This window comes from Janthinobacterium darwini (assembly GCF_051380905.1).
Taxonomy (GTDB): domain Bacteria; phylum Pseudomonadota; class Gammaproteobacteria; order Burkholderiales; family Burkholderiaceae_D; genus Janthinobacterium.
The window spans coordinates 414361-434481 of sequence record NZ_JBNYXX010000002.1 but is presented as its reverse complement, the minus strand read 5'-3'; the positions used below and the strand labels follow the sequence as shown (position 1 = coordinate 434481).

18 protein-coding genes are annotated in these 20121 nt (G+C 63.6%); 15 read left to right on the top strand and 3 right to left on the bottom strand.

Annotated elements, in window-relative coordinates; genetic code table 11:
• Nucleotides 1-6: 6 nt before the first annotated feature.
• Entirely contained in the window at nucleotides 7-492 is a 486-nt protein-coding gene (locus ACQ4WZ_RS17410; RefSeq protein WP_436574079.1) for a tetratricopeptide repeat protein, read from the bottom strand.
• Nucleotides 493-703: 211 nt separating this feature from the next.
• On the opposite strand from ACQ4WZ_RS17410, the gene ACQ4WZ_RS17405 reads away from it, so the two are divergent.
• The 4 genes from ACQ4WZ_RS17405 to ACQ4WZ_RS17390 are packed head-to-tail and all read left to right on the top strand — an operon-like array spanning nucleotide 704 to nucleotide 4349.
• Nucleotides 704-1588, top strand: coding sequence for a TauD/TfdA dioxygenase family protein (locus ACQ4WZ_RS17405; RefSeq protein ID WP_436574078.1), 885 nt, complete (start codon nucleotides 704-706; stop codon nucleotides 1586-1588).
• Between the two features lie 31 nt (nucleotides 1589-1619).
• A complete protein-coding gene (locus ACQ4WZ_RS17400) occupies nucleotides 1620-2633 on the top strand; it encodes an ABC transporter substrate-binding protein (RefSeq protein ID WP_133989189.1) in 1014 nt (337 codons plus the stop codon).
• 1 nt (nucleotide 2634) lies between these two features.
• Nucleotides 2635-3480 (top strand): ABC transporter ATP-binding protein, encoded by an 846-nt coding sequence (locus ACQ4WZ_RS17395; protein WP_436574077.1) that lies wholly within the window; start codon nucleotides 2635-2637, stop codon nucleotides 3478-3480.
• Complete coding sequence (locus tag ACQ4WZ_RS17390) at nucleotides 3477-4349, top strand: ABC transporter permease (RefSeq protein ID WP_436574076.1); 873 nt, start codon at nucleotides 3477-3479, stop codon at nucleotides 4347-4349. The genes ACQ4WZ_RS17395 and ACQ4WZ_RS17390 overlap by 4 nt, the downstream gene beginning before the upstream one ends.
• Here the strand turns inward: ACQ4WZ_RS17390 and ACQ4WZ_RS17385 are convergent, their stop codons facing one another.
• Nucleotides 4350-5243 (bottom strand): HTH-type transcriptional regulator ArgP, encoded by an 894-nt coding sequence (locus ACQ4WZ_RS17385; protein ID WP_436574075.1) that lies wholly within the window; start codon nucleotides 5241-5243, stop codon nucleotides 4350-4352.
• A gap of 138 nt (nucleotides 5244-5381) precedes the next feature.
• On the opposite strand from ACQ4WZ_RS17385, the gene ACQ4WZ_RS17380 reads away from it, so the two are divergent.
• The 5 genes from ACQ4WZ_RS17380 (at nucleotide 5382) to ACQ4WZ_RS17360 (ending at nucleotide 11853) form a co-directional block, all read left to right on the top strand.
• Entirely contained in the window at nucleotides 5382-7811 is a 2430-nt protein-coding gene (locus tag ACQ4WZ_RS17380; protein ID WP_436574074.1) for a penicillin-binding protein 1A, read from the top strand.
• 4 nt (nucleotides 7812-7815) lie between these two features.
• Nucleotides 7816-8439 (top strand): trimeric intracellular cation channel family protein, encoded by a 624-nt coding sequence (locus ACQ4WZ_RS17375; RefSeq protein WP_101482962.1) that lies wholly within the window; start codon nucleotides 7816-7818, stop codon nucleotides 8437-8439.
• A 96-nt stretch (nucleotides 8440-8535) separates the two neighbouring features.
• Nucleotides 8536-10440 (top strand): beta-propeller domain-containing protein, encoded by a 1905-nt coding sequence (locus ACQ4WZ_RS17370; protein ID WP_436574073.1) that lies wholly within the window; start codon nucleotides 8536-8538, stop codon nucleotides 10438-10440.
• 49 nt (nucleotides 10441-10489) lie between these two features.
• Complete coding sequence (locus ACQ4WZ_RS17365; RefSeq protein ID WP_436574072.1) at nucleotides 10490-11056, top strand: sigma-70 family RNA polymerase sigma factor; 567 nt, start codon at nucleotides 10490-10492, stop codon at nucleotides 11054-11056.
• Nucleotides 11053-11853: a hypothetical protein gene (locus tag ACQ4WZ_RS17360; protein WP_436574071.1), complete on the top strand. Its 801-nt coding sequence runs from the start codon at nucleotides 11053-11055 to the stop codon at nucleotides 11851-11853. The genes ACQ4WZ_RS17365 and ACQ4WZ_RS17360 overlap by 4 nt, the downstream gene beginning before the upstream one ends.
• Before the next feature lie 6 nt (nucleotides 11854-11859).
• Here the strand turns inward: ACQ4WZ_RS17360 and ACQ4WZ_RS17355 are convergent, their stop codons facing one another.
• On the bottom strand, nucleotides 11860-13005 hold the full coding sequence (locus ACQ4WZ_RS17355) for an MFS transporter (RefSeq protein WP_436574070.1): 1146 nt from the start codon (nucleotides 13003-13005) through the stop codon (nucleotides 11860-11862).
• Nucleotides 13006-13282: 277 nt separating this feature from the next.
• Between ACQ4WZ_RS17355 and ACQ4WZ_RS17350 the strand changes: the two genes are divergently transcribed.
• The 6 genes from ACQ4WZ_RS17350 to ACQ4WZ_RS17325 all read left to right on the top strand — a co-directional run bounded on the left by ACQ4WZ_RS17350 (nucleotide 13283) and on the right by ACQ4WZ_RS17325 (nucleotide 20103).
• Nucleotides 13283-14038 carry a gamma-glutamyl-gamma-aminobutyrate hydrolase family protein gene (locus tag ACQ4WZ_RS17350; protein WP_436574069.1) on the top strand — a complete coding sequence of 252 codons (756 nt, stop codon included), beginning with the start codon at nucleotides 13283-13285 and terminating at the stop codon, nucleotides 14036-14038.
• Nucleotides 14039-14107: 69 nt separating this feature from the next.
• Entirely contained in the window at nucleotides 14108-15478 is a 1371-nt protein-coding gene (locus ACQ4WZ_RS17345) for a glutamine synthetase family protein (protein ID WP_101484750.1), read from the top strand.
• A gap of 11 nt (nucleotides 15479-15489) precedes the next feature.
• A complete protein-coding gene (locus ACQ4WZ_RS17340; protein ID WP_436574068.1) occupies nucleotides 15490-16950 on the top strand; it encodes an aspartate aminotransferase family protein in 1461 nt (486 codons plus the stop codon).
• 225 nt (nucleotides 16951-17175) lie between these two features.
• Nucleotides 17176-18324: an ABC transporter ATP-binding protein gene (locus ACQ4WZ_RS17335; RefSeq protein ID WP_436574067.1), complete on the top strand. Its 1149-nt coding sequence runs from the start codon at nucleotides 17176-17178 to the stop codon at nucleotides 18322-18324.
• Between the two features lie 7 nt (nucleotides 18325-18331).
• Entirely contained in the window at nucleotides 18332-19261 is a 930-nt protein-coding gene (locus ACQ4WZ_RS17330; RefSeq protein ID WP_101482954.1) for an ABC transporter permease subunit, read from the top strand.
• Nucleotides 19258-20103 carry an ABC transporter permease gene (locus ACQ4WZ_RS17325; protein WP_436574066.1) on the top strand — a complete coding sequence of 282 codons (846 nt, stop codon included), beginning with the start codon at nucleotides 19258-19260 and terminating at the stop codon, nucleotides 20101-20103. The genes ACQ4WZ_RS17330 and ACQ4WZ_RS17325 overlap by 4 nt, the downstream gene beginning before the upstream one ends.
• Nucleotides 20104-20121: the final 18 nt, after the last annotated feature.

Genomic DNA, 20121 nt, shown 5'->3' with positions numbered 1-20121 from the left:
CAGTGCCTATGGCGTGGTGCCTTCCAGTCGGCCCAGATAATCGGCCGCTTCCCGCACGCCCTCCTGCGCAGCCAAGCGCAGCCAGGTCCTGGCCTGGGGAATGTCCTGGGGCGTGCCCCGGCCTTCGGCCAGCGCCACGCCATAGTGGTAGCGCGCCAGCCGCGCATAGGCGGCGTCATCATTCGTATGGGCGCCGCGCCGCATCAGTGCCGTCGCCTGCACCAGGTCCCTGGGCACGCCCACGCCCGTTTCATAGAGCTGGGCCAGCCAAATCATCGAATACACATCGTTCCAGCGCCGGATGCAATCTTCAAAGATGGCGACGGCCGCCGCATGGTCGCCCGTCTTGTCGGCCGCATAGCCGTACAAACACTTGATGCGCTTGTCGCTGTGCACATAGGCTTTATAGCTGAGATCGCCTTCATCCTGGCTATCCTGCGCATGGGCGGGAATGGCGAGCAGCATGGCGAGCAAGAGGGCGATAGTGGGCATGGCTTTCCTGGTTGATGGTGAAAGATTGGTAGTCAAGCAAGTTGCGTGCTAGCGCCATTTCCGGGCAAAGCCGATGCTGCTGCGCCATTGCGTGACAGTACCTGTTGCAGCATGGCGCAACGCGCTGCGCATATCCATATCAGAAATGCTTCGTTTGCAGGATCGATGCGCAGGCATACAGTGGACTTCCCCTGACTCTAGTCGAATTCCCATGTCGGCCGTCCTGAAACCCGTGCATTCCACCAGCCATTTCCGTATCGAGACTTTCGATGCGCCGCTCGGCGCGCAAGTGCTGGGGCTGGATCTGGCGCAGCCGCTGTCGCTGGGCGATTTCCAGCGCCTGCACCACGCCCATCTCGACCATCACGTGCTGGTGTTTCGCGCACAGCACATCACGCCGCAGCAGCAGGTCGATTTCAGCCGCCGCTTCGGTCCCCTGCAAATCCACGTGCTGCGCCAGTTCCAGCTGCCCACGCAACCGGAAGTGCTGATCATCTCGAACATCGTCGAGGATGGCCAGCCCATCGGCCTGGGCGATGCGGGCCATTTCTGGCATTCGGACCTGTCGTACAAGGAAGTGCCCAGCCTCGGCTCCATGCTGCACGCGCAAGAATTGCCGGAAGAGGGCGGCGATACCGTGTTTGCGAATATGCACCTGGCCTGGGAAAGCTTGCCGGCTGCGCTGCGCCACGCCGTGCGCGGCGCCCGCGCCGAACACAGCTACCTGAGCCAGTATGAGGAGTTGCGCCGCCGCAATCCCTGGCGTCCCGCACTGACGCAGGCGCAGATCGATGAAGTCAAACCTGTCACCCATCCCGTCGTGCGCGTGCATCCGGAAACGGGGCGGCGCGCCCTGTTTGTCAGCGAACATTTCACCACGCGCATCGTTGGCCTGCCCGACGATGAAAGCCGCGCCCTGCTCGACGAACTGTTTGCGCACAGCGTGCGCCCGGAGCATTTATATGTGCACCGCTGGCAGCCGCATGACCTGGTGTTCTGGGATAACCGTTCCCTGATGCACCTGGCGACGGGGTGCCCGCCCGACCAGCGTCGCAAACTTTACCGAACCACCATCGAAGGCGATGCGCCGTACTGATTTTTTGACCGTAGTTGACCAAGGAGTGTCCATGTTGCCGATCTTTACCTTTGCCCGCCGCCTGCTCGCCACCATTGCCATACTGTGCATGGCCATGCCCATGGCCATGGCCGAAGGCCAGATCCGCATCGCGGGCCAGCATGGCATCACCTTCTTGCTGCTCAACATTGCGCAAGAACAAAAGCTGATCGAAAAGCATGGCAAGCAGCAGGGCGTCGATGTAAAGGTCGAGTGGATCACCCTGTCGGGCGGCCCTGCCATCAATGACGCCTTGTTGTCGGGCAATATCGACATTGCAGGCGCCGGCCTGGGACCGCTGTTGACCATCTGGGACCGCACGAAAGGGCGGCAGAATGTGCGCGGCGTGGCCTCGCTCGGCAATTTTCCCTACTACTTGATCAGCAACAACCCGAAGGTGAAAACCCTGGCGGACTTGACGGACAAGGACCGCATCGCCTTGCCCGCCGTGTCCGTCTCCGTGCAGGCGCGCATCTTGCAGATGGCGGTGGCGAAACAGTGGGGCGACAAGGAGTTTGCCCGCCTCGATAACATCACGCAAACCCTGCCGCACCCGGATGCGGCGGCTGCCATCATCGCCGGTGGCACGGAGTTGAGCGGCCATTTCGGCAACTCGCCTTTCCAGGAGCAGGAACTGGCACAGAACCCGAACGCCCATATCCTCCTGAACTCGTATGACGTGCAAGGCGGGCCCAGCTCATCGACCCTGCTGTATGCGACGGAAAAATACCGCAAGGATAATCCCAAGACTTACCGCGCCTTCATCGCCGCGCTGGCCGAAGCGGCGCAGTATGCGAGCAGCAATCCGCAGGGCGCGGCCGACATCTATATCAAGGTGAATAAAAGCAAGGTGGACCGCAATCTGCTCTTGAAAATCTTTGCCAATCCGCAAGTGCAGTTCAAAATCGCGCCGCAAAACACCTATGGCCTGGCGCAATTCCTGCACCGCGTGAATGCCATTCGCAACCTGCCCGACAGCTGGCGCGACTATTTCTTTGACGACCCCGCCATCACGCAAGGAAGCTGAGATGAATGCACCCGCTTTTCACCTGGTACGTCCTCCGGTCTCAGTGGCGCCATTGCTCAGCGTCAGCCATGTCAGCCTGGAATACCGGACGGAGCAGCGCACCGTACGCGCGACGCATGACGTCAGTTTCGACGTGTTCCGCGGCGACCGTTTCGTCTTGCTGGGGCCCTCCGGCTGCGGCAAGTCGTCACTGTTGAAAGCCGTGGCCGGCTTCATCGCGCCGCGCGCGGGCGGTATCGCCATGCATGGGCAGCCTATACATACGCCGGGACCGGACCGTGTCGTCGTGTTCCAGGAATTCGACCAGTTGCCGCCGTGGAAGACCGTGCTGGAAAACGTCATGTTCCCCTTGCTGGCCAGCAAGCGGCTGGACAAGGTGGCGGCCCGCGAGCGCGCCCATCACTGGATCGCCAAGGTGGGCCTGGCCGGCTTCGAAGATGCCCATCCGCACACCTTGTCGGGCGGCATGAAGCAGCGGGTAGCCATCGCCCGTGCGTTGGCCATGCAGCCGGAAGTGCTGCTGATGGACGAGCCGTTTGCCGCCCTCGACGCCTTGACGCGGCGCAAGATGCAGGAAGAGCTGAGCCGCTTGTGGGAAGAGTTGCGCTTTACCCTCGTGTTCGTCACGCATTCGATCGAGGAAGCGCTGGTGGTGGGCAATCGCATCCTGCTGCTGTCGCCCCATCCGGGCAGGGTGCGCGCAGAACTGAACAGCCATCAGTTCGGCTTGCACAGCGCCGGTAGTGCCGAATTCCAGGCCGCCAGCAGCCGCATCCACGGCTTGCTGTTCGATGAAGAAACAAGGGCGGTCCCGCAAGCAGCCAGCACGCAGCGGGAGGCCGTATGAGCGCGCTGCTGGAGCCGCCGATCCGCCAGGAGTTCGTGTATGCGGCGCCACCGCCGGCCGGCGTCACCGTCGAACGGCCGCTGTCGCGCTGGCAGCGCTGGAGTCAGCACGCGCTGTGGCGCAAGGCCTTGATTTTGCTCAGCATGGCCCTGTTGTGGGAAGGCGCGGCGCGCTGGACGCAGAACGATTTACTCTTGCCCAGTTTTCTCCAAACGGCGCAGGCGTTCACCGCTGGCATCGCCAGCGGTGAATTGCTCGCGCGTACGGCTGCGTCCCTGGTCGTCTTGCTGCAGGGCTATGCGGTGGGCGTGCTGGCCGCCTTTGTGCTGACCTTGCTGGCAGTGTCGAGCCGCATTGGACGCGACGTGCTCGAAACGCTGACGGCCATGTTGAATCCCTTGCCAGCCATCGCCCTGTTGCCGCTGGCCCTGCTGTGGTTCGGCCTGGGGCGTGCCAGCCTGATCTTTGTCATCGTCCATTCCGTGATGTGGCCGCTGGCTCTGAACACCTATGCTGGCTTCCAGGGCGTGCCGGAAACCCTGCGCATGGCGGGCCGAAATTATGGCTTGAATGGCTTGCGCCTGGTCCTGCACATCCTCGTGCCGGGCGCTTTGCCGTCCATTGTCTCGGGCCTGAAAATAGGCTGGGCGTTTGCCTGGCGTACCCTGATCGCGGCCGAACTGGTGTTTGGTACCACGTCGGGGCAGGGCGGCCTGGGCTGGTACATCTTCCAGAACCGCAACGAGCTGTACACGGACAAGGTATTCGCGGGCCTGGCGGCCGTCATCGTGATTGGTTTGCTGGTGGAAAACATCGGCTTTCGCACCTTGGAACGGGTCACCCTGCGCCGCTGGGGCATGCAGCGATAGTTACTTCAGCATGGTGCGCGCCGCCGCAATGATTTGCCGCGAGAGTTGGTCCATGCGCGGCGACTGCACTTTCCACGTATGCCAGTACAGGACCACGTCGGCCGGGGTCTTGGGTGTGAGCATTTCCACCAGCTCGCCATCCGTGTTCGCCTTCAGCAGCAGTTCCGGCACCATGCCGTAGCCGAGGCCGTAGCGGATGGCGTTGAAGTGCGAGGTGGCGCCCGGTACGTAATGGCAGGGGTAAGCCCCTTCCGGCAGCCCCAGCGCCTCTTGCAGGAACGATGACTGCAAGGTGTCCTTGCGCGTGTAGGCGACCACGGGCGCCGTGCGCGCCGCCTTGCGCGTCAGGCCGTGCGCGAACCACTGCTGGCGGAACGCGGGCGTGGCCACCAGCCAGTAGCGCATCACGCCCAGCGGTTCGGCCGTGCAGCCGCGCATGGGTTTGGCTTCCGTGCTGATGCAGCCGATGGCCATGCCTGTTTCCAGCAAGGTGTAGGTGTGGTCCTGGTCTTCCACGGTCAGGTCGAGCAGCACGCGCTCGCGTATCAGTACCTCGGATAGGGCCGGAAAGAACCAGGTACCCATCGAATCCGCGTTCAGCGCCAGCACCAGGGTCAGCGGGGCATCTTGCTGCACCGCCAGTTCCGCCTGCAAGTCCGCTTCCAGCAGCTTGGCCCGCTTCAAATACTGCATCAGCCGCTGCCCAATGCGCGTGGCGCGTGCGGGACGGCTGCGCACGATCAGCGCATTGCCCAGCTGGCTTTCCAGCGCCCGCACGCGCTGGGATATGGCGGGCGACGTCAGGTGCAGCCGCAGCGCCGCCTGCTCGAAGCTGCCCGTTTCGACGACGGCGCGGAACGCTTCCGTGTGCTTGGGATTGAGATCCATGGTCAAGGCCTAACATAAGAAAAATTTATCAATACTAAATAATACTTACTTTCCATAAGGATGGGTGTGTTGCAGTGCACAATGTCTCTTTGATGGAGTGCCGCGCGCCAGCGCGCGGCCTCCTGGCAGCAAGGGATTACCACCATGGAAGCACAAGCGAACGACACTACCACCCGCAAGTCCCCATCAAAGCTGGCGCGCAATCTGAAATTCGGCCTGGGATTGACCCTGGGCCTGGGCATGGCAGCCGCGCTGGCGGGCGGCTGGTGGCTGCGCCAGGCCTGGCAGGATTTGCCGGCCGTCGAGCACCTGGCACAGTACAAGCCCGCGCTGCCGCTGCGCATTTTCTCCAGCGAAGGCGAGCTGCTGGCCGAATACGGCGAGGAGCGCCGCGAATTCCTGCCCCTGAAGGAGATCCCCCTGCGCATGCGCCAGGCCTTGCTGGCCATCGAGGATGCGCGTTTCTATGAGCATGGCGCCGTGGATTTCTATGGCTTGACGCGCGCCACGCTCGCCAACGTCGTCACGGGTCACCACGCACAGGGCGCCAGCACCATCACCATGCAGGTGGCGCGCGACTTTTTCCTGTCGCGCGAAAAAACCGTGCAGCGCAAGCTGACGGAGATGCTGCTCGCCTACAAGCTGGAACAGCACTATGGCAAGGACAAGCTGCTGGAACTGTATATGAACCAGATTTACCTGGGCGAGCGTTCCTACGGCTTTTCCGCCGCGTCGAATATTTATTTCGACAAGCCCCTGGCCGAAGTCAGCATCGCCGAAGCGGCCATGCTGGCCGGCTTGCCGAAAGCGCCGTCGGCCTATAACCCCGTCGCCAATCCGCAACGCGCCACCGTGCGCCAGCATTACATCCTGCAGCGCATGCGCGAACTCGGCTACATCACGCCAGCAGAATACGACACCGCCGTGGCGGAAAAACTGGCCCTGAACAAGGACCGCAACAGCTCCGTGCATGCGGCCGCGTATGCGGTCGAGGAAGCGCGTCAATTGATCCTGCAAAGCTACCCTGAGGGTGCCTACAGCATGGGCCTGGATGTGACGACCACCATCCGCATGGCGCCGCAAATTGCGGCCGACAAGTCGCTGCGCGATGGCTTGCTGAACGCGCAGGCGAGACGCGGCTACCGTGGCCCGGAAGCGCGCCTGGCCGCCTCCGAAGATAGCGTGGCGCGCCAGCTGGCCGCCTATCCGGACAGCGGAGAATTACGCGCCGCGCTGGTGCGCAAGGTCGGGACGTCGGGCAAGCGTCAACTGACGGCGCAGCTGCGCAATGGCGACGAGATTGTGCTCACCGCCTCGGATGCGCGCCTGGGCGGCAAGCTGCAGTGGGATGGCAAGCGCGCCATCGTTGAAAACAGCGTGATCCGCGTGGTGCACGATGCGGCGAAAAAACGCTGGCTGGTGAGCCAGTTGCCCGAGATGGAAGGCGCGCTCATTTCCGTCGATGCACACAGCGGCGAAATCGTCGCCATGGCGGGCGGCTTCGATTTCTACCGCAACCACTACAACCACGCCACGCAGGCATACCGCCAGCCTGGTTCCAGCTTCAAACCCTTCGTGTATTCGGCGGCGCTGGAAAAGGGATATTTCCCCGGCACGGCCGTGGACGATGCGCAGCGCCTGCTGCTGCCGCAGGAAACGGGCGCGCGCCCCTGGCGTCCGCGCAATTACGGCAACAACTATGAAGGCTTCATCAGCGTGCGGCGCGGCCTGGTGCGCTCGAAAAACCTGGTGGCCGTCAGCCTGATGCAGGCGGCCGGTCCCGGCTACGTGCAGCACTACGCCACGCGCTTCGGCTTTGAAGGCGCGCGCAATCCCGTCTCCCTGCCGCTGGCGCTGGGCGCGGGCGCAGTCACGCCGCTGCAGCTGGCGCAGTCGTATGCGGTGTTCGCCAATGGCGGCATGCAGATGCCGCCGAAACTGATCAAGGAAGTGCGCAGCCGCAGCGGCGCAGTGCTGTTCAGCGATGCGGCACCACGCGCCAAGGGCGAGCCGGTACCAGGCACGCAAGTCATCTCCACGCGCAATGCCTACGTCATGGACAGCATGTTGCGCGACGTCGTCAAGAGCGGCACGGGACGCGGTGCTCTGGCGCTCGGGCGCGGTGACGCGGCCGGCAAGACGGGAACGTCGAACAATGCGTATGACGCCTGGTTCGCAGGCTATTCCTCGGGCCTCGTGTCAGTCGTCTGGCTCGGTTACGACCAGCCGAAAAGCCTGGGCAATGCCACCGGGGGGACGTTGGCGCTGCCCGTCTGGCGCGACTACATGCAAGTGGCCGTGCAGGGCCGCCGCGAACAGGTGCTGGCCGAACCGCCAGGCCTGGCGCTGCTCGATGGCGATTACGTGTATGCCGAATACCTGGCCGGCGACTGCCTGCGAGACAGCCACGCCTTCATCCACAGCAGTGTCAGTTGCGGCAGCGACGGTGCGGATACACGCATGGCGCAAGGTGACGCTGGCAATGGCGGCTCCAGTACGGGCACGAGCGAGGCGCGCTCCCTGAGCGAAGCGCGCGAACGCGAACAAATTCTCAAATCATTTTCGGAAGAGTAAGAGCATGCTGTTATATACGATTTACCTGGTGGCGATTGTCGCCGAAGCGATGTCCGGCGCCATCATGGGCATGCGGCGCGGCATGGATTTGTTCGGCATCTGCATGATCGGCACCGTCACGGCGCTCGGTGGCGGCACCGTGCGCGACGTGCTGCTGGGGCACTATCCGCTGGGCTGGATCGCGCATCCCGAATACCTGCTCTTTACCATCGGCGCTGCCGTCGTCACGGCCTTTGTCGCGCGCTACCTGCACCATCTGCGCGCCATCTTCCTGCTGGTGGACGGCCTGGGCCTCGTGGCGTTTTGCGTGATCGGCTGTGACATCGCCATGTCGGCCAAGATGCATCCGGCCATCGTCGTGCTGGCGGGGATGATCACGGGCGTCTTCGGCGGCCTGCTGCGCGATATCCTGTGCAACCAGATTCCGCTCGTGCTGCAGCGAGAAGTGTATGCCACCGTGGCGCTGTTTACGGGCAGCCTGTACGTGGGCCTGCTGTACTTCAAGGTCGATAGCGCGGTGGCGCAGCTGGCGTCCATCGGTGCCGGTTTCCTGTTCCGTTTCCTGGCCCTGCACTTCGAGTGGCGCCTGCCGAATTTCAATGGCGACCGCATACGGGGATTTGAGTAAAGCAACCGCCGCGTGAATATTTTCACGCGCATTTAACCCCTTTTTCTCCGCCGCTGCGTTTCATGGTTGTCACCCCAGCCAACCGGAGAAGAAGCGATGCCCTGCGCCCTCAAGTTCACATTGATACTGTCCCTGCTCTTGTCGGCAGGCTGCCACGCCGCCGGCACGGCGCCGCGCAAGACCCTGGCGCCGTTTGCCAGCGAGCAGGCCTTGAGCGACTATCTGCAGCAGTTGCAAACGCGTCAGGCGGCCCTGCAAAGGGAGCAGCAGAAACTGCAGCGGGCCACGGCGCAGTATTCGGCGCAGTACACGGCGGCGCCTCCGGCCCCTGCTGCGCCGATGATGGCGAAAGCCGCGCCGGCAACATCGGCAGAAGCGGCGGAATCCGTCACCAATGTGCAGACGGCGGGCGTGGACGAAGGCGGCATCGTCAAGCTGCATGGCAAGCACCTGGTGATGCTGCGGCGCGGCAAGCTGTTCACCGTGCAGGTGGGTGGAAATGCTCTGCAGCCGGTGTCCTCGCTCGATGCGTTCGCGCCGGGTAGCGACCCGTCCGGCAGCTGGTATGACGAGATGCTGATCGATGGCGACACGGTGGTGGTCATCGGCTACAGCTACAGCCGCGGCGGCACGGAGATCGGCCTGTTCGACATTGCGGCAGACGGCAAGCTGGCCTACCGCGCCACGTATCACTTGCGTTCCAACGATTATTATTCCTCGCGTAATTACGCCAGCCGCCTGGTCGGCAGCAAACTGGTGTTCTATTCGCCCCTGTCGCTGAACCTGCGTCGGGGCGACCCCTTTGGCGGCTTCCCCGCGCTGCGCCGCTGGCGCCCTGACGCCGTGCCATCCGACTTCAAGCGCATCGCTCCGGCCACGCGCATTTACCGCACCGATGAAGAGCCCGAAGCGGGCGCCGGCCTGACCCTGCATACGGTCACCGTGTGCGACCTGGCGCAGCGCGACATGCGCTGCGAAGCGACCGCCGTGATGGGGCCGCAGGGCCGCGTGTTTTATGTGTCGGGCGAGTCCGTTTTCGTGTGGACCACGCGGCGGGGCCGCGACTCGGGCGTGTTCCGCATTCCCCTCGATGGTTCGGCGCCCAGCGCCCTGAAGGTGGCGGGCGCGCCCGTCGACCAGTTCTCGTTCCTGGAAAGCGTTGACGGGCACCTGAACGTCCTGCTGCGCGCCGAAGGCCAGGGCGACGCCATGTGGGACGGCGCGCGGGGCCGTGGCGACATGGCCTTGCTGCGCGTGCCATTGACGTCGTTTTCCGATGGCCGCGACAGTGCACCCGCCAGCAGCTACAAGCCGTTGCCCGGTGGTGGCGGCTACGGTCTGCAGAACCGCTATGTGGGGCCGTATCTGTTGTACGGCAATCCGGGCAATGGCGGCCGGCGGCAGGCGGACCAGGCCTGGCCGCGCCAGCCCCTGTATGCCGTGCGCTGGGCCGATGCGGGCAGCGTGCAAGCCCTGTCCCTGCCGCACGGCGTGGAGCGCATTGAGGCGCTGGGCAATGACGCCGTGGTGATCGGCGCGCAGGGCAGGGATCTGCACTTCAGCAGCATCCGCCTGGGGGCGCAGGCGGCGATTGCCACGCGCTACATCCGCACCGATGCGGCGCAGGGCGAGTCGCGCAGCCACGGCTTTTTCTACAAGCCACAAACGGCCAGCGAGGGCATGATCGGGCTGCCCATCCTGGGCGCGGACGAGCGGCCTGGTCTCAACAAGTCAGCCGCATCCGTTCTCTATCTGCGTAACAGCGGTTTGCAGTTGACGGAGCTGGGCGCGCTGGCGGCGCGGCCGGGCCAATTATCGGCGGCGGACGACGGCTGCCGCGCTTCCTGCGTGGACTGGTATGGCAATGCGCGGCCCCTGTTCCTGCAGGGCCGGGTCTTCGCCCTGCTCGGCTATGAGTTGGTGGAAGGGGTGCTCAAGGACGGACAGATCCGCGAAGTGCGCCGCATCAGCTATGCGCCCATTGCGTCCACTGCACGCTGAAGGCGCAGGGAAATTGTCGCTGCCGCGTAGTTCGGCAACACTGGTCCGCATGCCCGACACTTTACTGACCGCGACGGATGAAGAGCTGATGCTGCGCTACGGCGCCGGCGACCTGCCGTCGTTTCGCGAATTGTACCGGCGCCATAGCCAGGGACTGTACCGCTTCGTGGCCTGGCGTGCGCCGCGTCGCGCCTGGGTCGACGAGATCGTGCAGGATGCGTGGGCCAGCCTGCACGCGGCGCGCACGGGCTACCAGCCGCAGGCGGCGTTCCGCACCTATCTGTACCAGATCGCGCGCAACCGCCTGATTGACCTCCTGCGCCAGCGGGAAGGGCAGGAACAAGGGGAAGTAGGCGAGTCGGCCGACGAGGGCGCATCGCCGCAGCAATCGCTGGAGCAGAAACAGCAGCACGCGCTGCTGCATGCTGCCATCGCCGCGCTGCCCGTGGAACAAAGGGAAGCGCTGGTGCTGCAGCAGTTCAGCGGCATGAGCATCCAGGATATCGCCGTGGTGACGGGAGCGGAAGCGGAAACCGTCAAGAGCCGGCTGCGCTACGCCATGCAGAAATTGCGCACGGGCTTGGATAGCGCCGCTGGCGCGGGAGGACAGGCATGAATACGCACGATACAGATCATCAAGATCATCACGATCATCACGACGAAGAATTGAACGCGCTGCTGGCCAGTTTGCCGCAGCCCGCGCCTTCCAGCGCGCTCGATGCGGCCATTTTGGCGGATGCGGAAAAGGCCCTGCACAAGCCGGCGGCGAACGACAGCGCCGATGGCGTGCTGCGCAACTTGCCCACCAAGAAATCCCCGGACTACCTGCAGCGCTGGCGCGTGCCGCTGGGGCTGGCCGCGGCCGTGCTGCTGACGGTGAACCTGATCGGCGTGGACTGGTTCGGCTCGAAGCCGGCGCAATTTCCCGTGGTCGGGGAACCGGTCACGCAGGAGGTGATGCCGGTTGCGGCGCCAGTGCCGCAGGCTGCCGTCTCCACGGCGCCGGTGCTGGCGCCAGCGCCGACGCCGACGCCGACGCCAGCACCAGCACCGCGCGCCATGGCGGCAGCCAAGCCGGCGCCGCTGCCTGAACTGGCGCCGCCACCGCCGCCAGCCACGGACATGCAGCGGGCAATGGAGCAGCAAGCCGCCATGCAGGCCGAGTCCAGCCTGCAGCGCCAGGTGCCGGTACAGCGCGCGATGGCCATGCCCGCTCCTGTCGCGGCAAAGTCGGCGCCGCTGCCGCCACCGGCCAGGCTCGACGCTTCCGTATGGCTGGTGAAGATCGACGCCTTGTTGAAAGCGGGCGAAGGCGCGCTGGCGCACGAGGAATGGGTGGCGTTCCGGCAGGCCTATCCCGACTATCCGGTGGCCGATGAATTGCGGCAGCGGCTGGAGAAAACGAAGCCGTAGCGCAAGCTACACGATGCCCTTCCTGCGCTCCCACACGGCGCTGCCCACGAAAATGGCGGCGCACACCCACATCACGGCCGGCAGGGCGTTGACGCCCACCGATTGCATCAGGACCCCCGTCAGCAGGGGGCCGCCGCCGCTGGTCACGCCCCAGGTGGCGTTGACGATGGCGCTGGCGCTGGTCAGCGACAGGCCCGTAAAACGCTCGCCGCAGGCCACCAGCGCGAGCATGTAGATGCCGCCTGCCGCTGCGCCCAGCAATAGTAGCAAGGTCCACCACAGCCACGGCGTGCCGACGGCGAACGGCAGCAGCGGCAGCAGCAGGCAGACAGCCACGCCGCAGGCCGCGTGGACTTTGGCGCGGCCGAAGCGGTCGGCCATCCATCCCAGTGCGAATTGCAGGCCCGTGTCGCCCACCAGCACCACGGTGGCCGACAGCAGGGCCAGGTCGGTGCCGATGCCGTGCTCCATCGCGTACAAGGGCAACAGGCTCAATGCCAGGGTGTCGAACAGGGCAAAGAAGGCCGCGCCCAGCACGATCATCGGCATGCGCGGCAAGATCAAGGTCCACTTCACGCCCTGTTCCTCCGGCTCGCGCTCCGGGCCGCTGTTCGAGATCAGCATCAGGCCCGGCACGGCCAGCAAAAACAGCAGGCCGCAGGCGGCGAAGCTCCAGCTGATCTTGTCGTTGAACAGGGCCACCAGGGCGGGGCCGATCAGCTGGAAAAAGGTAAAGCTGGTGGTGTACATGGCCACCACGCGTCCCCGCGAATTATCGGGTGCCAGGCGGTTGACCCACGCTTCGCCGATGGTAAACAGCACGCCCATGGCGCCGCCGAACAGGAAGCGCAGCACGCTCCACGCCAGCAGGTGGTCGGTGAACTGCATGGCGATCGTCGCCAGCGACGCCGCCCAGACGGCGCCCAGCATGGTGGCGCGCGCGCCGAAGCGCCCTACCCAGCCGGAGACGAATGGCGAGGCGGCCAGGATGCCGAGCGCGCTGACGGCCGTGATCATGCCGATGATGTCCGTACCCACGCCGCGCTGGTGCAGGGTCAGCGCCGTCAACGGCATGGTCGCGCCCAGGCCCAGGCCGACCACGCCGATACTGACCACGAGGGCGAAGAAGTCGCGCCACGGCATGTGCTTCATGGCTGCCCCCGCAGGATGGAAAAGGTGGTCGGGATGGCTGGAAAACGGTGTGGATGCATGGGGAAGTAAGGGAACTTTGCCGCAGGCGCTGGTGTTTGGCGCCAGACGGGCATATGATGATTTGAACAAAAGCAAAATTGCAAAGCCGTAGTGTAGGCGATGTGTGCCGCCGTTGGCCACGTGTGGCCGTTTCTAGCGGCTCTGCTGTACAGTGTAGCGAGCGGCAGCGCTGTCATGGCGCTGTCATTGGATCGTCACGCCAGCGAGGTAGCACTCTATGCGCCGTCCCATCGTTCTCGTTCCCGCCTGCCAGCGCCAGTTGGGCAGTCACGCCTGGCACATGGCGCAGGACAAATACCTGCATGCCGTGCTGCACGGTGCCGGCTGCATGCCGCTTTTGCTGCCCGCCCTGGGCGCGGATGCGGACCTGGAAGCGGCGCTGCAGATTGCCGATGGCGTCATGCTGACCGGTTCCGCCTCGAACGTCGACGCCCGCCTGTATGGCGAAGAGATTCTCCATCCCGATCTGCCGCAAGACCTCGCACGCGACGCCACCACCTTGCCCTTGATCCGCACCGCGCTGGCGCGCCAGCTGCCCCTGTTCGCCATTTGCCGCGGCTTCCAGGAAGTCAACGTGGCCCTGGGCGGCAGCCTGCACCAGGCCGTGCATGCGGTGCCGGGCATGCTCGACCACCGCGAGAATGTGCTCGATCCCCTGGCGCGCCAGTACGCGCCCGCGCACCGCATCAAGTTGATGCCGGACGGCCTGCTGGGCGGCGAGAGCGAGATGATGGTCAACTCCCTGCATGGCCAGGGCATTGCCCGGCTGGCCGATGGCTTGCTGGTGGAAGCCTTGGCCGACGACGGCCTGGTGGAAGCCTATACGGTAGCCAGCGCCGCCGGTTTTACGCTGGCCGTGCAATGGCACCCGGAATGGCAGGTGGAAGACCATCCGCAGTCGATGCTGCTCTTTGGCGCCTTCGGCCAGGCGTGCCGCGATTACCAGGAACAGCAGCGCAGAAAGAAAGAATGACAGGCAAGGATGACAGGCGCGCCGCACCAGCACTGCGCGGCGTTTGATCAAGACCAGCGAGAGGGAAACATGGCAATACGCGAAAATTTTACCTATACGGATATGGATTTGTGGCTCAATGAAAAGCGCGTCACGGAAATCGAATGCCTGGTGCCCGACTTGACGGGGGTGGCGCGCGGGAAGATCCTGCCGCGCGGGAAATTCACCCAGGAGCGCGGCATGCGCATCCCTGAGGCGGTGCTGGGCATGACCGTCACGGGCAATTATCCGGTCGACGATGGCGGCTACGACCGCGCCATATCCAGCACCGACCGCGACATGATTTTAAAAGCCGATCCCACCACCATCACCATGGTGCCTTGGGCTACGGATCCCACCGCGCAAGTCATCCACGACTGCTATTTTGCCGACGGCATGCTGGTCGATTTTGCGCCCCGCTCTGTGCTGCGGCGCGTGCTGAAACTGTATGCGGACAAGGGCTGGAGGCCTGTGGTGGCGCCGGAGCTGGAGTTCTACCTGACGGCGAAAAACACGGACCCGGACTTGCCATTGAAACCGCCCATCGGGCGCAGCGGCCGTGCCGAAACCAGCCGCCAGGTGTACAGCATCGACGCCGTCAACGAGTTTGATCCCCTGTTCGAGGATATCTACGATTATTGCGAACTGATGAACCTTGACGTCGACACCCTGATCCACGAAATCGGCGCCGGACAGATGGAAATCAACTTCCTGCATGGCGACCCACTGGGCCTGGCCGACAAGGTCTTCTTCTTCAAGCGCACCCTGCGCGAAGCGGCCCTGAAACACGATATGTACGCCACCTTCATGGCCAAGCCCATGGCGGGTGAACCGGGCTCTGCCATGCATGTGCACCAGAGCGTCGTCGATGCGAAGACTGGCCTGAATATCTTCAGCAACGAGGACGGTTCGGCCGCGCCCATCTTCAAACATTACATCGCGGGCTTGCAGCGCTACATGCCTTCGGCCATGGCCATCGTTGCGCCGTATGTGAATTCCTACCGCCGCATCGTGCGCCACACTGCCGCGCCGATCAACATCCAGTGGGGCCTGGACAACCGCACGGTGGGTTTCCGCGTGCCCGAATCGGGCGTGCAGGACCGCCGCGTGGAAAACCGCATCATCGGGGCCGACGCCAATCCCTACCTGGCCCTGGCCGTCACGCTGGCCTGCGGATATCTGGGCATGACGGAGCAGCTGGAAGCGACGCCGATGATGGTGGGCAGCGCCTACGACATGAAGTTCGAACTGCCGCAAGGCTTGCCCGAGGCCCTGCAGTTGCTGCGCACGGAAGACAAGCTGCGCACGGTGCTGGGAGAGCGCTTCATCGACGTGTATGCGGCCATCAAGGACCTTGAACACCAGGAATTCATGACGGTCATCAGCCCGTGGGAGCGCGAACACCTGTTATTGCACGTTTAAAAGGAGCACGCATGAGCACAACAAACAATCCGCTGGCGCCCAGCGCCGCGCTGGTTGCCTCTGTAGCGCAGAAAAACGTGGCGCCGCAGGTGTATGACACGGCCGCCATCCAGCACATGGACTCGGCCCACTACCTGCATCCGTTTACCGATTTCCAGGACCTGGCATCGAAAGGCGCCAGGGTGATGGTGCGCGGCGATGGCGTCTACCTGTGGGATAGCCAGGGCAAGAAAATCGTCGATGGCATGTCGGGCCTGTGGTGTGTCAACGTAGGCTATGGCCGTACGTCGATCTCGCAAGCCGTATACCGGCAGATGGAGACGCTGCCCTTCTATAACAGCTTTTTTGGCACGACGAACGTGCCGGCCGCGCAGCTGGCCGCCAAGCTGGCGCAAATCTCGCCGCCGCAATTCCAGCATGTGTTCTTCACCAGTTCCGGCTCGGAGGGCAATGACACGAACCTGCGCATGGTGCGCCGCTACTGGGATCTCCTCGGCTACAAGGAGAGACATACCATCATCAGCCGCCACAACGCGTATCATGGCAGCACGGTGGCGGGGGCGTCGCTGGGGGGCATGGATGGCATGCATGCGCAGGGCGGCTTGCCGATACCGGGCATTGCGCATATCGGCCAGCCGAACTACCTGGAAGCTGGCCAAGGTATGAGCCCCGAGGAATTCGGTGTGAAAGCGGCGGGCTGGCTGGAAGACAAAATCCTGGAAATCGGCGCCGACAAGGTGGCCGCCTTCATCGGCGAGCCGGTGCAGGGTGCCGGCGGCGTCATCATCCCGCCAAGCACTTACTGGCCAGAAGTACAGCGCATCTGCGACAAGTACGGCATCCTGCTGATCGCCGATGAAGTCATCTGCGGCTTCGGTCGCCTGGGGCGCTGGTTTGGCTCCGAACTGTTCGGCATCAAGCCCGACCTGATCACCTTTGCCAAGGGCGTCACCTCGGGCTACGTGCCATTGGGCGGCGTGCTGGTGGGCGACAGGGTGGCCAAGGTGCTGATCGAGCAAGGCGGCGAATTCACGCACGGCTTTACCTATTCGGGCCACCCCGTCGCTTGCGCGGCGGCGCTGGAAAACATCCGCATCATCGAGGAAGAGCAACTGGTGGCCAAGGTGGCTGATGATACGGGGCCTTACCTGAAGCAGTGCTTTGCTCGCCTGGGAGAACATCCGCTGGTCGGCTACGCAGACAGCTGCGGCCTGGTCGCGGGCCTGAACCTGGTGCGCAAGAAGGGGGCCACCGTGCATGAAAACGTGTTGTTTGACGAGGACCAGGGCGTCGGCATGCTCTGCCGCGGCCACATGTTCGACAACGGCGTCATCATGCGCGCCGTGGGCGAGCGCATGATCGTCGCTCCGCCCCTGGTGATGACGCGCGCGCAGATCGATGAAATGGTGGGCTTGATACACCTGTGTCTGGACAAGACCTATGCGGACGTGCAGGCGAAGGGCTGGGTTTAGCTCTGAGCTGGCTTAAATACCGGGGTCAGACCCGCCGGGGGAATACGTCCCAGTGGGACGTATTCCGATCGCGAAGCGACTGACCCCGGATTTCTGCTGAATGCGCCACAGAATTCACATTTTTCACAGCACATGCGGGTGAGTTCCGCTAAACTTCCATCTTGGCCGCTACTACAGCGGCCAGTTTTTCATTTTGACACCCTCTTACCCAGAAGCTAACCACACATGACGATAGCAACACCTGCCGCGTCGGCCAGCGACGCCCAAGCGCCTTTCTTGCTGATTGATCAACTGGTCAAGGAATTCGATGGCGTGCGCGCCGTCAATGATATTTCCGTGACGATCAACAAGGGCGAGATTTTCGCCCTGCTGGGCAGTTCCGGTTGCGGCAAGTCGACCCTGCTGCGCATGCTGGCCGGTTTCGAGACGCCGACCTCGGGGCGCATCGCCCTGGCGGGCAACAGCATTGTCGATGTGCCGCCGCACCAGCGGCCCATCAACATGATGTTCCAGTCGTACGCGCTGTTCCCCCACCTGTCCGTGTGGGATAACATCGCCTTCGGCCTGCGCCGGGACGGCTTGCCGAAAGCGGAAGTGGCGGCGCGTGTCGAGCAGATGCTGGCGCTGGTGCAACTGGGCCAATACGCGAAGCGCAAGCCGCACCAGCTGTCGGGCGGCCAGCAGCAGCGCGTGGCGCTGGCGCGCAGCCTGGCCAAGCGTCCGCAATTGCTGCTGCTCGACGAGCCGCTGGGCGCGCTCGACAAGAAACTGCGCGAGCGCACGCAGATGGAACTGGTCAACATCATCGAGCAGGTGGGCGTCACCTGCGTGATGGTCACGCACGACCAGGATGAAGCCATGAGCATGGCCACGCGCATCGCCGTCATGAGCGAAGGGCGCATACTGCAGGTGGGCGCACCGGGTGAAATCTACGAAACGCCGAACTGCCGTTTCGTGGCCGACTTCATTGGCAGCGTCAACCTGTTCGACGGCAGCATCACGCAGGACGAACCGGATCACGTGGTGATCGCCACGCCCGATGGCGAGCACTATGTCTCGCACGGCATCACGGGCAACCTGGGCATGGATGTCTCGGTGGCCGTGCGCCCCGAGAAAATCGGTATCCAGATCGAGCCACCTGCCTTGGAAGAGCGCGCGTCGCCCGCGGAACACGGCTACAACTGCGCCCAGGGCGTGATCGTCGCCATGGCGTATTTTGGCAATGAAACCAGCTACCATGTGCGTCTCGACAGCGGCACGGTGGTGAAAGTCTCGCGCACCAACGCGGCCCGCCACGACGTCTCGCGCCTCGGGCGCGAGCAGCGCGTGTGGGTGTGGTGGGATGGCGCCGACATCGTCGTGCTGACCAGCTGAGGCCATCATGACGTCCCTCCTGCAATCGCTGCGCCACTTCGTTACCTTGCGCTGGCTGACGGGCCGCAACGCCGTTATCGCCGTGCCGTCGCTGTTCCTGACGGCCGCTTTCCTGGTGCCTTTCCTGATCGTGCTGCGCATCAGCCTGTCCGACATGGACACGGCAGGCAGCCCGTTCGGCGGCCTGCTGTCGTACGTCGACGGCATCGTCGTGCTGAAGGTCAAAATCGCCAACTACCTGTTCATCGCCGCCGATGAACTGTATCTGCTTACCTATCTCAGCTCCCTGAAATATGCGGCGATCACCACCGCCATCTGCCTGTTTATCGGCTACCCGTTCGCCTACTTCATGGCGCGCGCCAGGCCATCGATCCGCCCTGTGCTGATGATGCTGGTGATGCTGCCGTTCTGGACCTCGTTCCTGCTGCGCGTGTATGCCTGGAAGGGTATCCTGGCCAACCACGGCTTGCTCAACGACCTGCTGATCGCGCTGGGCGTCATCAGCGAACCGCTGCACATGATGAACACTTCGTTCTCCTTGGTGGTCGGCATGGTGTACGCCTACCTGCCATTCATGATCCTGCCACTGTACGCCAACCTGGTCAAAATGGACATGCGCTATCTGGAAGCGGCGGCCGATCTGGGCGCCACGCCCCTGCAGGCGTTCTGGCGCATCACGGTGCCGCTGTCGAAGTCGGGCATCATCGCCGGCGCCATGCTGGTGTTCATTCCGTCCGTGGGCGAATACGTGATTCCTGAGCTGCTGGGCGGCCCGGAAACGTTGATGATCGGCCGTGTGCTGTGGGATGAATACTTCACGAATAACGACTGGGCCATGGCTTCGTCGGTGACGGTGCTGGTGGTCTTGCTGATCCTCGTGCCGATGGCCATTTTTAACAAATACAAGACCGATCAAGGCGCGGAGGGACAAGCATGAACGAACGCACCTTTTTACAGCGCTGGTTCGGGCGCGGCTGGCTCTCGCTCGGCTATCTGTTCCTCTACCTGCCTATCATCGTACTGATCGTCTTCTCTTTTAACAGCTCGCGCCAGGACATGGTGTGGAGCGGCTTTTCGCTGCGCTGGTACAGCGAGTTGATGAGGGATACGGAAATCATCTCGGGTTTTGGTTTGTCGCTGAAGATCGCCTTCATGTCGGCCACCTCGTCCGTCATACTGGGTACCTTCGCCGCCTTCGCCTTGAACAGCTACCAGCGCTTCCGTGGCCGTACCTTGTTCTCGTCCATGGTCAGCGCGCCGCTGGTGATGCCGGAAGTGATCATCGGCCTGTCCCTGCTGCTGATGCTGGTGTCCATGCAAAAAGTCTTCGGTTTCCCCGAGCGGGGCGTGCTGACGATCTGGCTCGGTCACACTCTGCTGGGCATGGCGTATGCAGCCGTGGTGGTGCAGTCGCGCCTGCAGGAAATGAGTAAATCCCTGGCCGAAGCGGCCATGGACCTGGGTTGCCGCGCGCATCAGGTCTTCTTCCTCGTTACCCTGCCAAACATCACGCAGGCGCTGGCTTCGGCCTGGCTGCTGACGTTCACGCTGTCGCTGGACGATGTGGTGCTGACGGCCTTCCTGTCCGGCCCAGGTTCGACGACGATGCCGCTGGTGATCTTCTCGCGTGCGCGTCTGGGGCTCGATCCGCGCGTCAATGCGATTGCCGCGCTGACCATTCTTGTCGTGACGATCGCCGTGATCGTGTATGCCGTGATGCTGGCGCGCGCCGACCGACAGCGCCGCAAGCAGATGTCTGCGGCCTATTTGGCAGACTAGGAGTAAGCTGGCGTTTTC

Coding starts and splice junctions, on each gene's coding strand:
- ACQ4WZ_RS17395 (WP_436574077.1), top strand. CDS start 2,635: ATGAATGCACCCGCTTTTCACCTGGTACGTCCTCCGGTCTCAGTGGCG.
- ACQ4WZ_RS17340 (WP_436574068.1), top strand. CDS start 15,490: ATGAGCACAACAAACAATCCGCTGGCGCCCAGCGCCGCGCTGGTTGCC.
- ACQ4WZ_RS17410 (WP_436574079.1), bottom strand. CDS start 492: ATGCCCACTATCGCCCTCTTGCTCGCCATGCTGCTCGCCATTCCCGCC.
- ACQ4WZ_RS17375 (WP_101482962.1), top strand. CDS start 7,816: ATGCTGTTATATACGATTTACCTGGTGGCGATTGTCGCCGAAGCGATG.
- ACQ4WZ_RS17380 (WP_436574074.1), top strand. CDS start 5,382: ATGGAAGCACAAGCGAACGACACTACCACCCGCAAGTCCCCATCAAAG.
- ACQ4WZ_RS17370 (WP_436574073.1), top strand. CDS start 8,536: ATGCCCTGCGCCCTCAAGTTCACATTGATACTGTCCCTGCTCTTGTCG.
- ACQ4WZ_RS17355 (WP_436574070.1), bottom strand. CDS start 13,005: ATGAAGCACATGCCGTGGCGCGACTTCTTCGCCCTCGTGGTCAGTATC.
- ACQ4WZ_RS17335 (WP_436574067.1), top strand. CDS start 17,176: ATGACGATAGCAACACCTGCCGCGTCGGCCAGCGACGCCCAAGCGCCT.
- ACQ4WZ_RS17390 (WP_436574076.1), top strand. CDS start 3,477: ATGAGCGCGCTGCTGGAGCCGCCGATCCGCCAGGAGTTCGTGTATGCG.
- ACQ4WZ_RS17325 (WP_436574066.1), top strand. CDS start 19,258: ATGAACGAACGCACCTTTTTACAGCGCTGGTTCGGGCGCGGCTGGCTC.
- ACQ4WZ_RS17345 (WP_101484750.1), top strand. CDS start 14,108: ATGGCAATACGCGAAAATTTTACCTATACGGATATGGATTTGTGGCTC.
- ACQ4WZ_RS17365 (WP_436574072.1), top strand. CDS start 10,490: ATGCCCGACACTTTACTGACCGCGACGGATGAAGAGCTGATGCTGCGC.
- ACQ4WZ_RS17400 (WP_133989189.1), top strand. CDS start 1,620: ATGTTGCCGATCTTTACCTTTGCCCGCCGCCTGCTCGCCACCATTGCC.
- ACQ4WZ_RS17405 (WP_436574078.1), top strand. CDS start 704: ATGTCGGCCGTCCTGAAACCCGTGCATTCCACCAGCCATTTCCGTATC.
- ACQ4WZ_RS17330 (WP_101482954.1), top strand. CDS start 18,332: ATGACGTCCCTCCTGCAATCGCTGCGCCACTTCGTTACCTTGCGCTGG.
- ACQ4WZ_RS17360 (WP_436574071.1), top strand. CDS start 11,053: ATGAATACGCACGATACAGATCATCAAGATCATCACGATCATCACGAC.
- ACQ4WZ_RS17350 (WP_436574069.1), top strand. CDS start 13,283: ATGCGCCGTCCCATCGTTCTCGTTCCCGCCTGCCAGCGCCAGTTGGGC.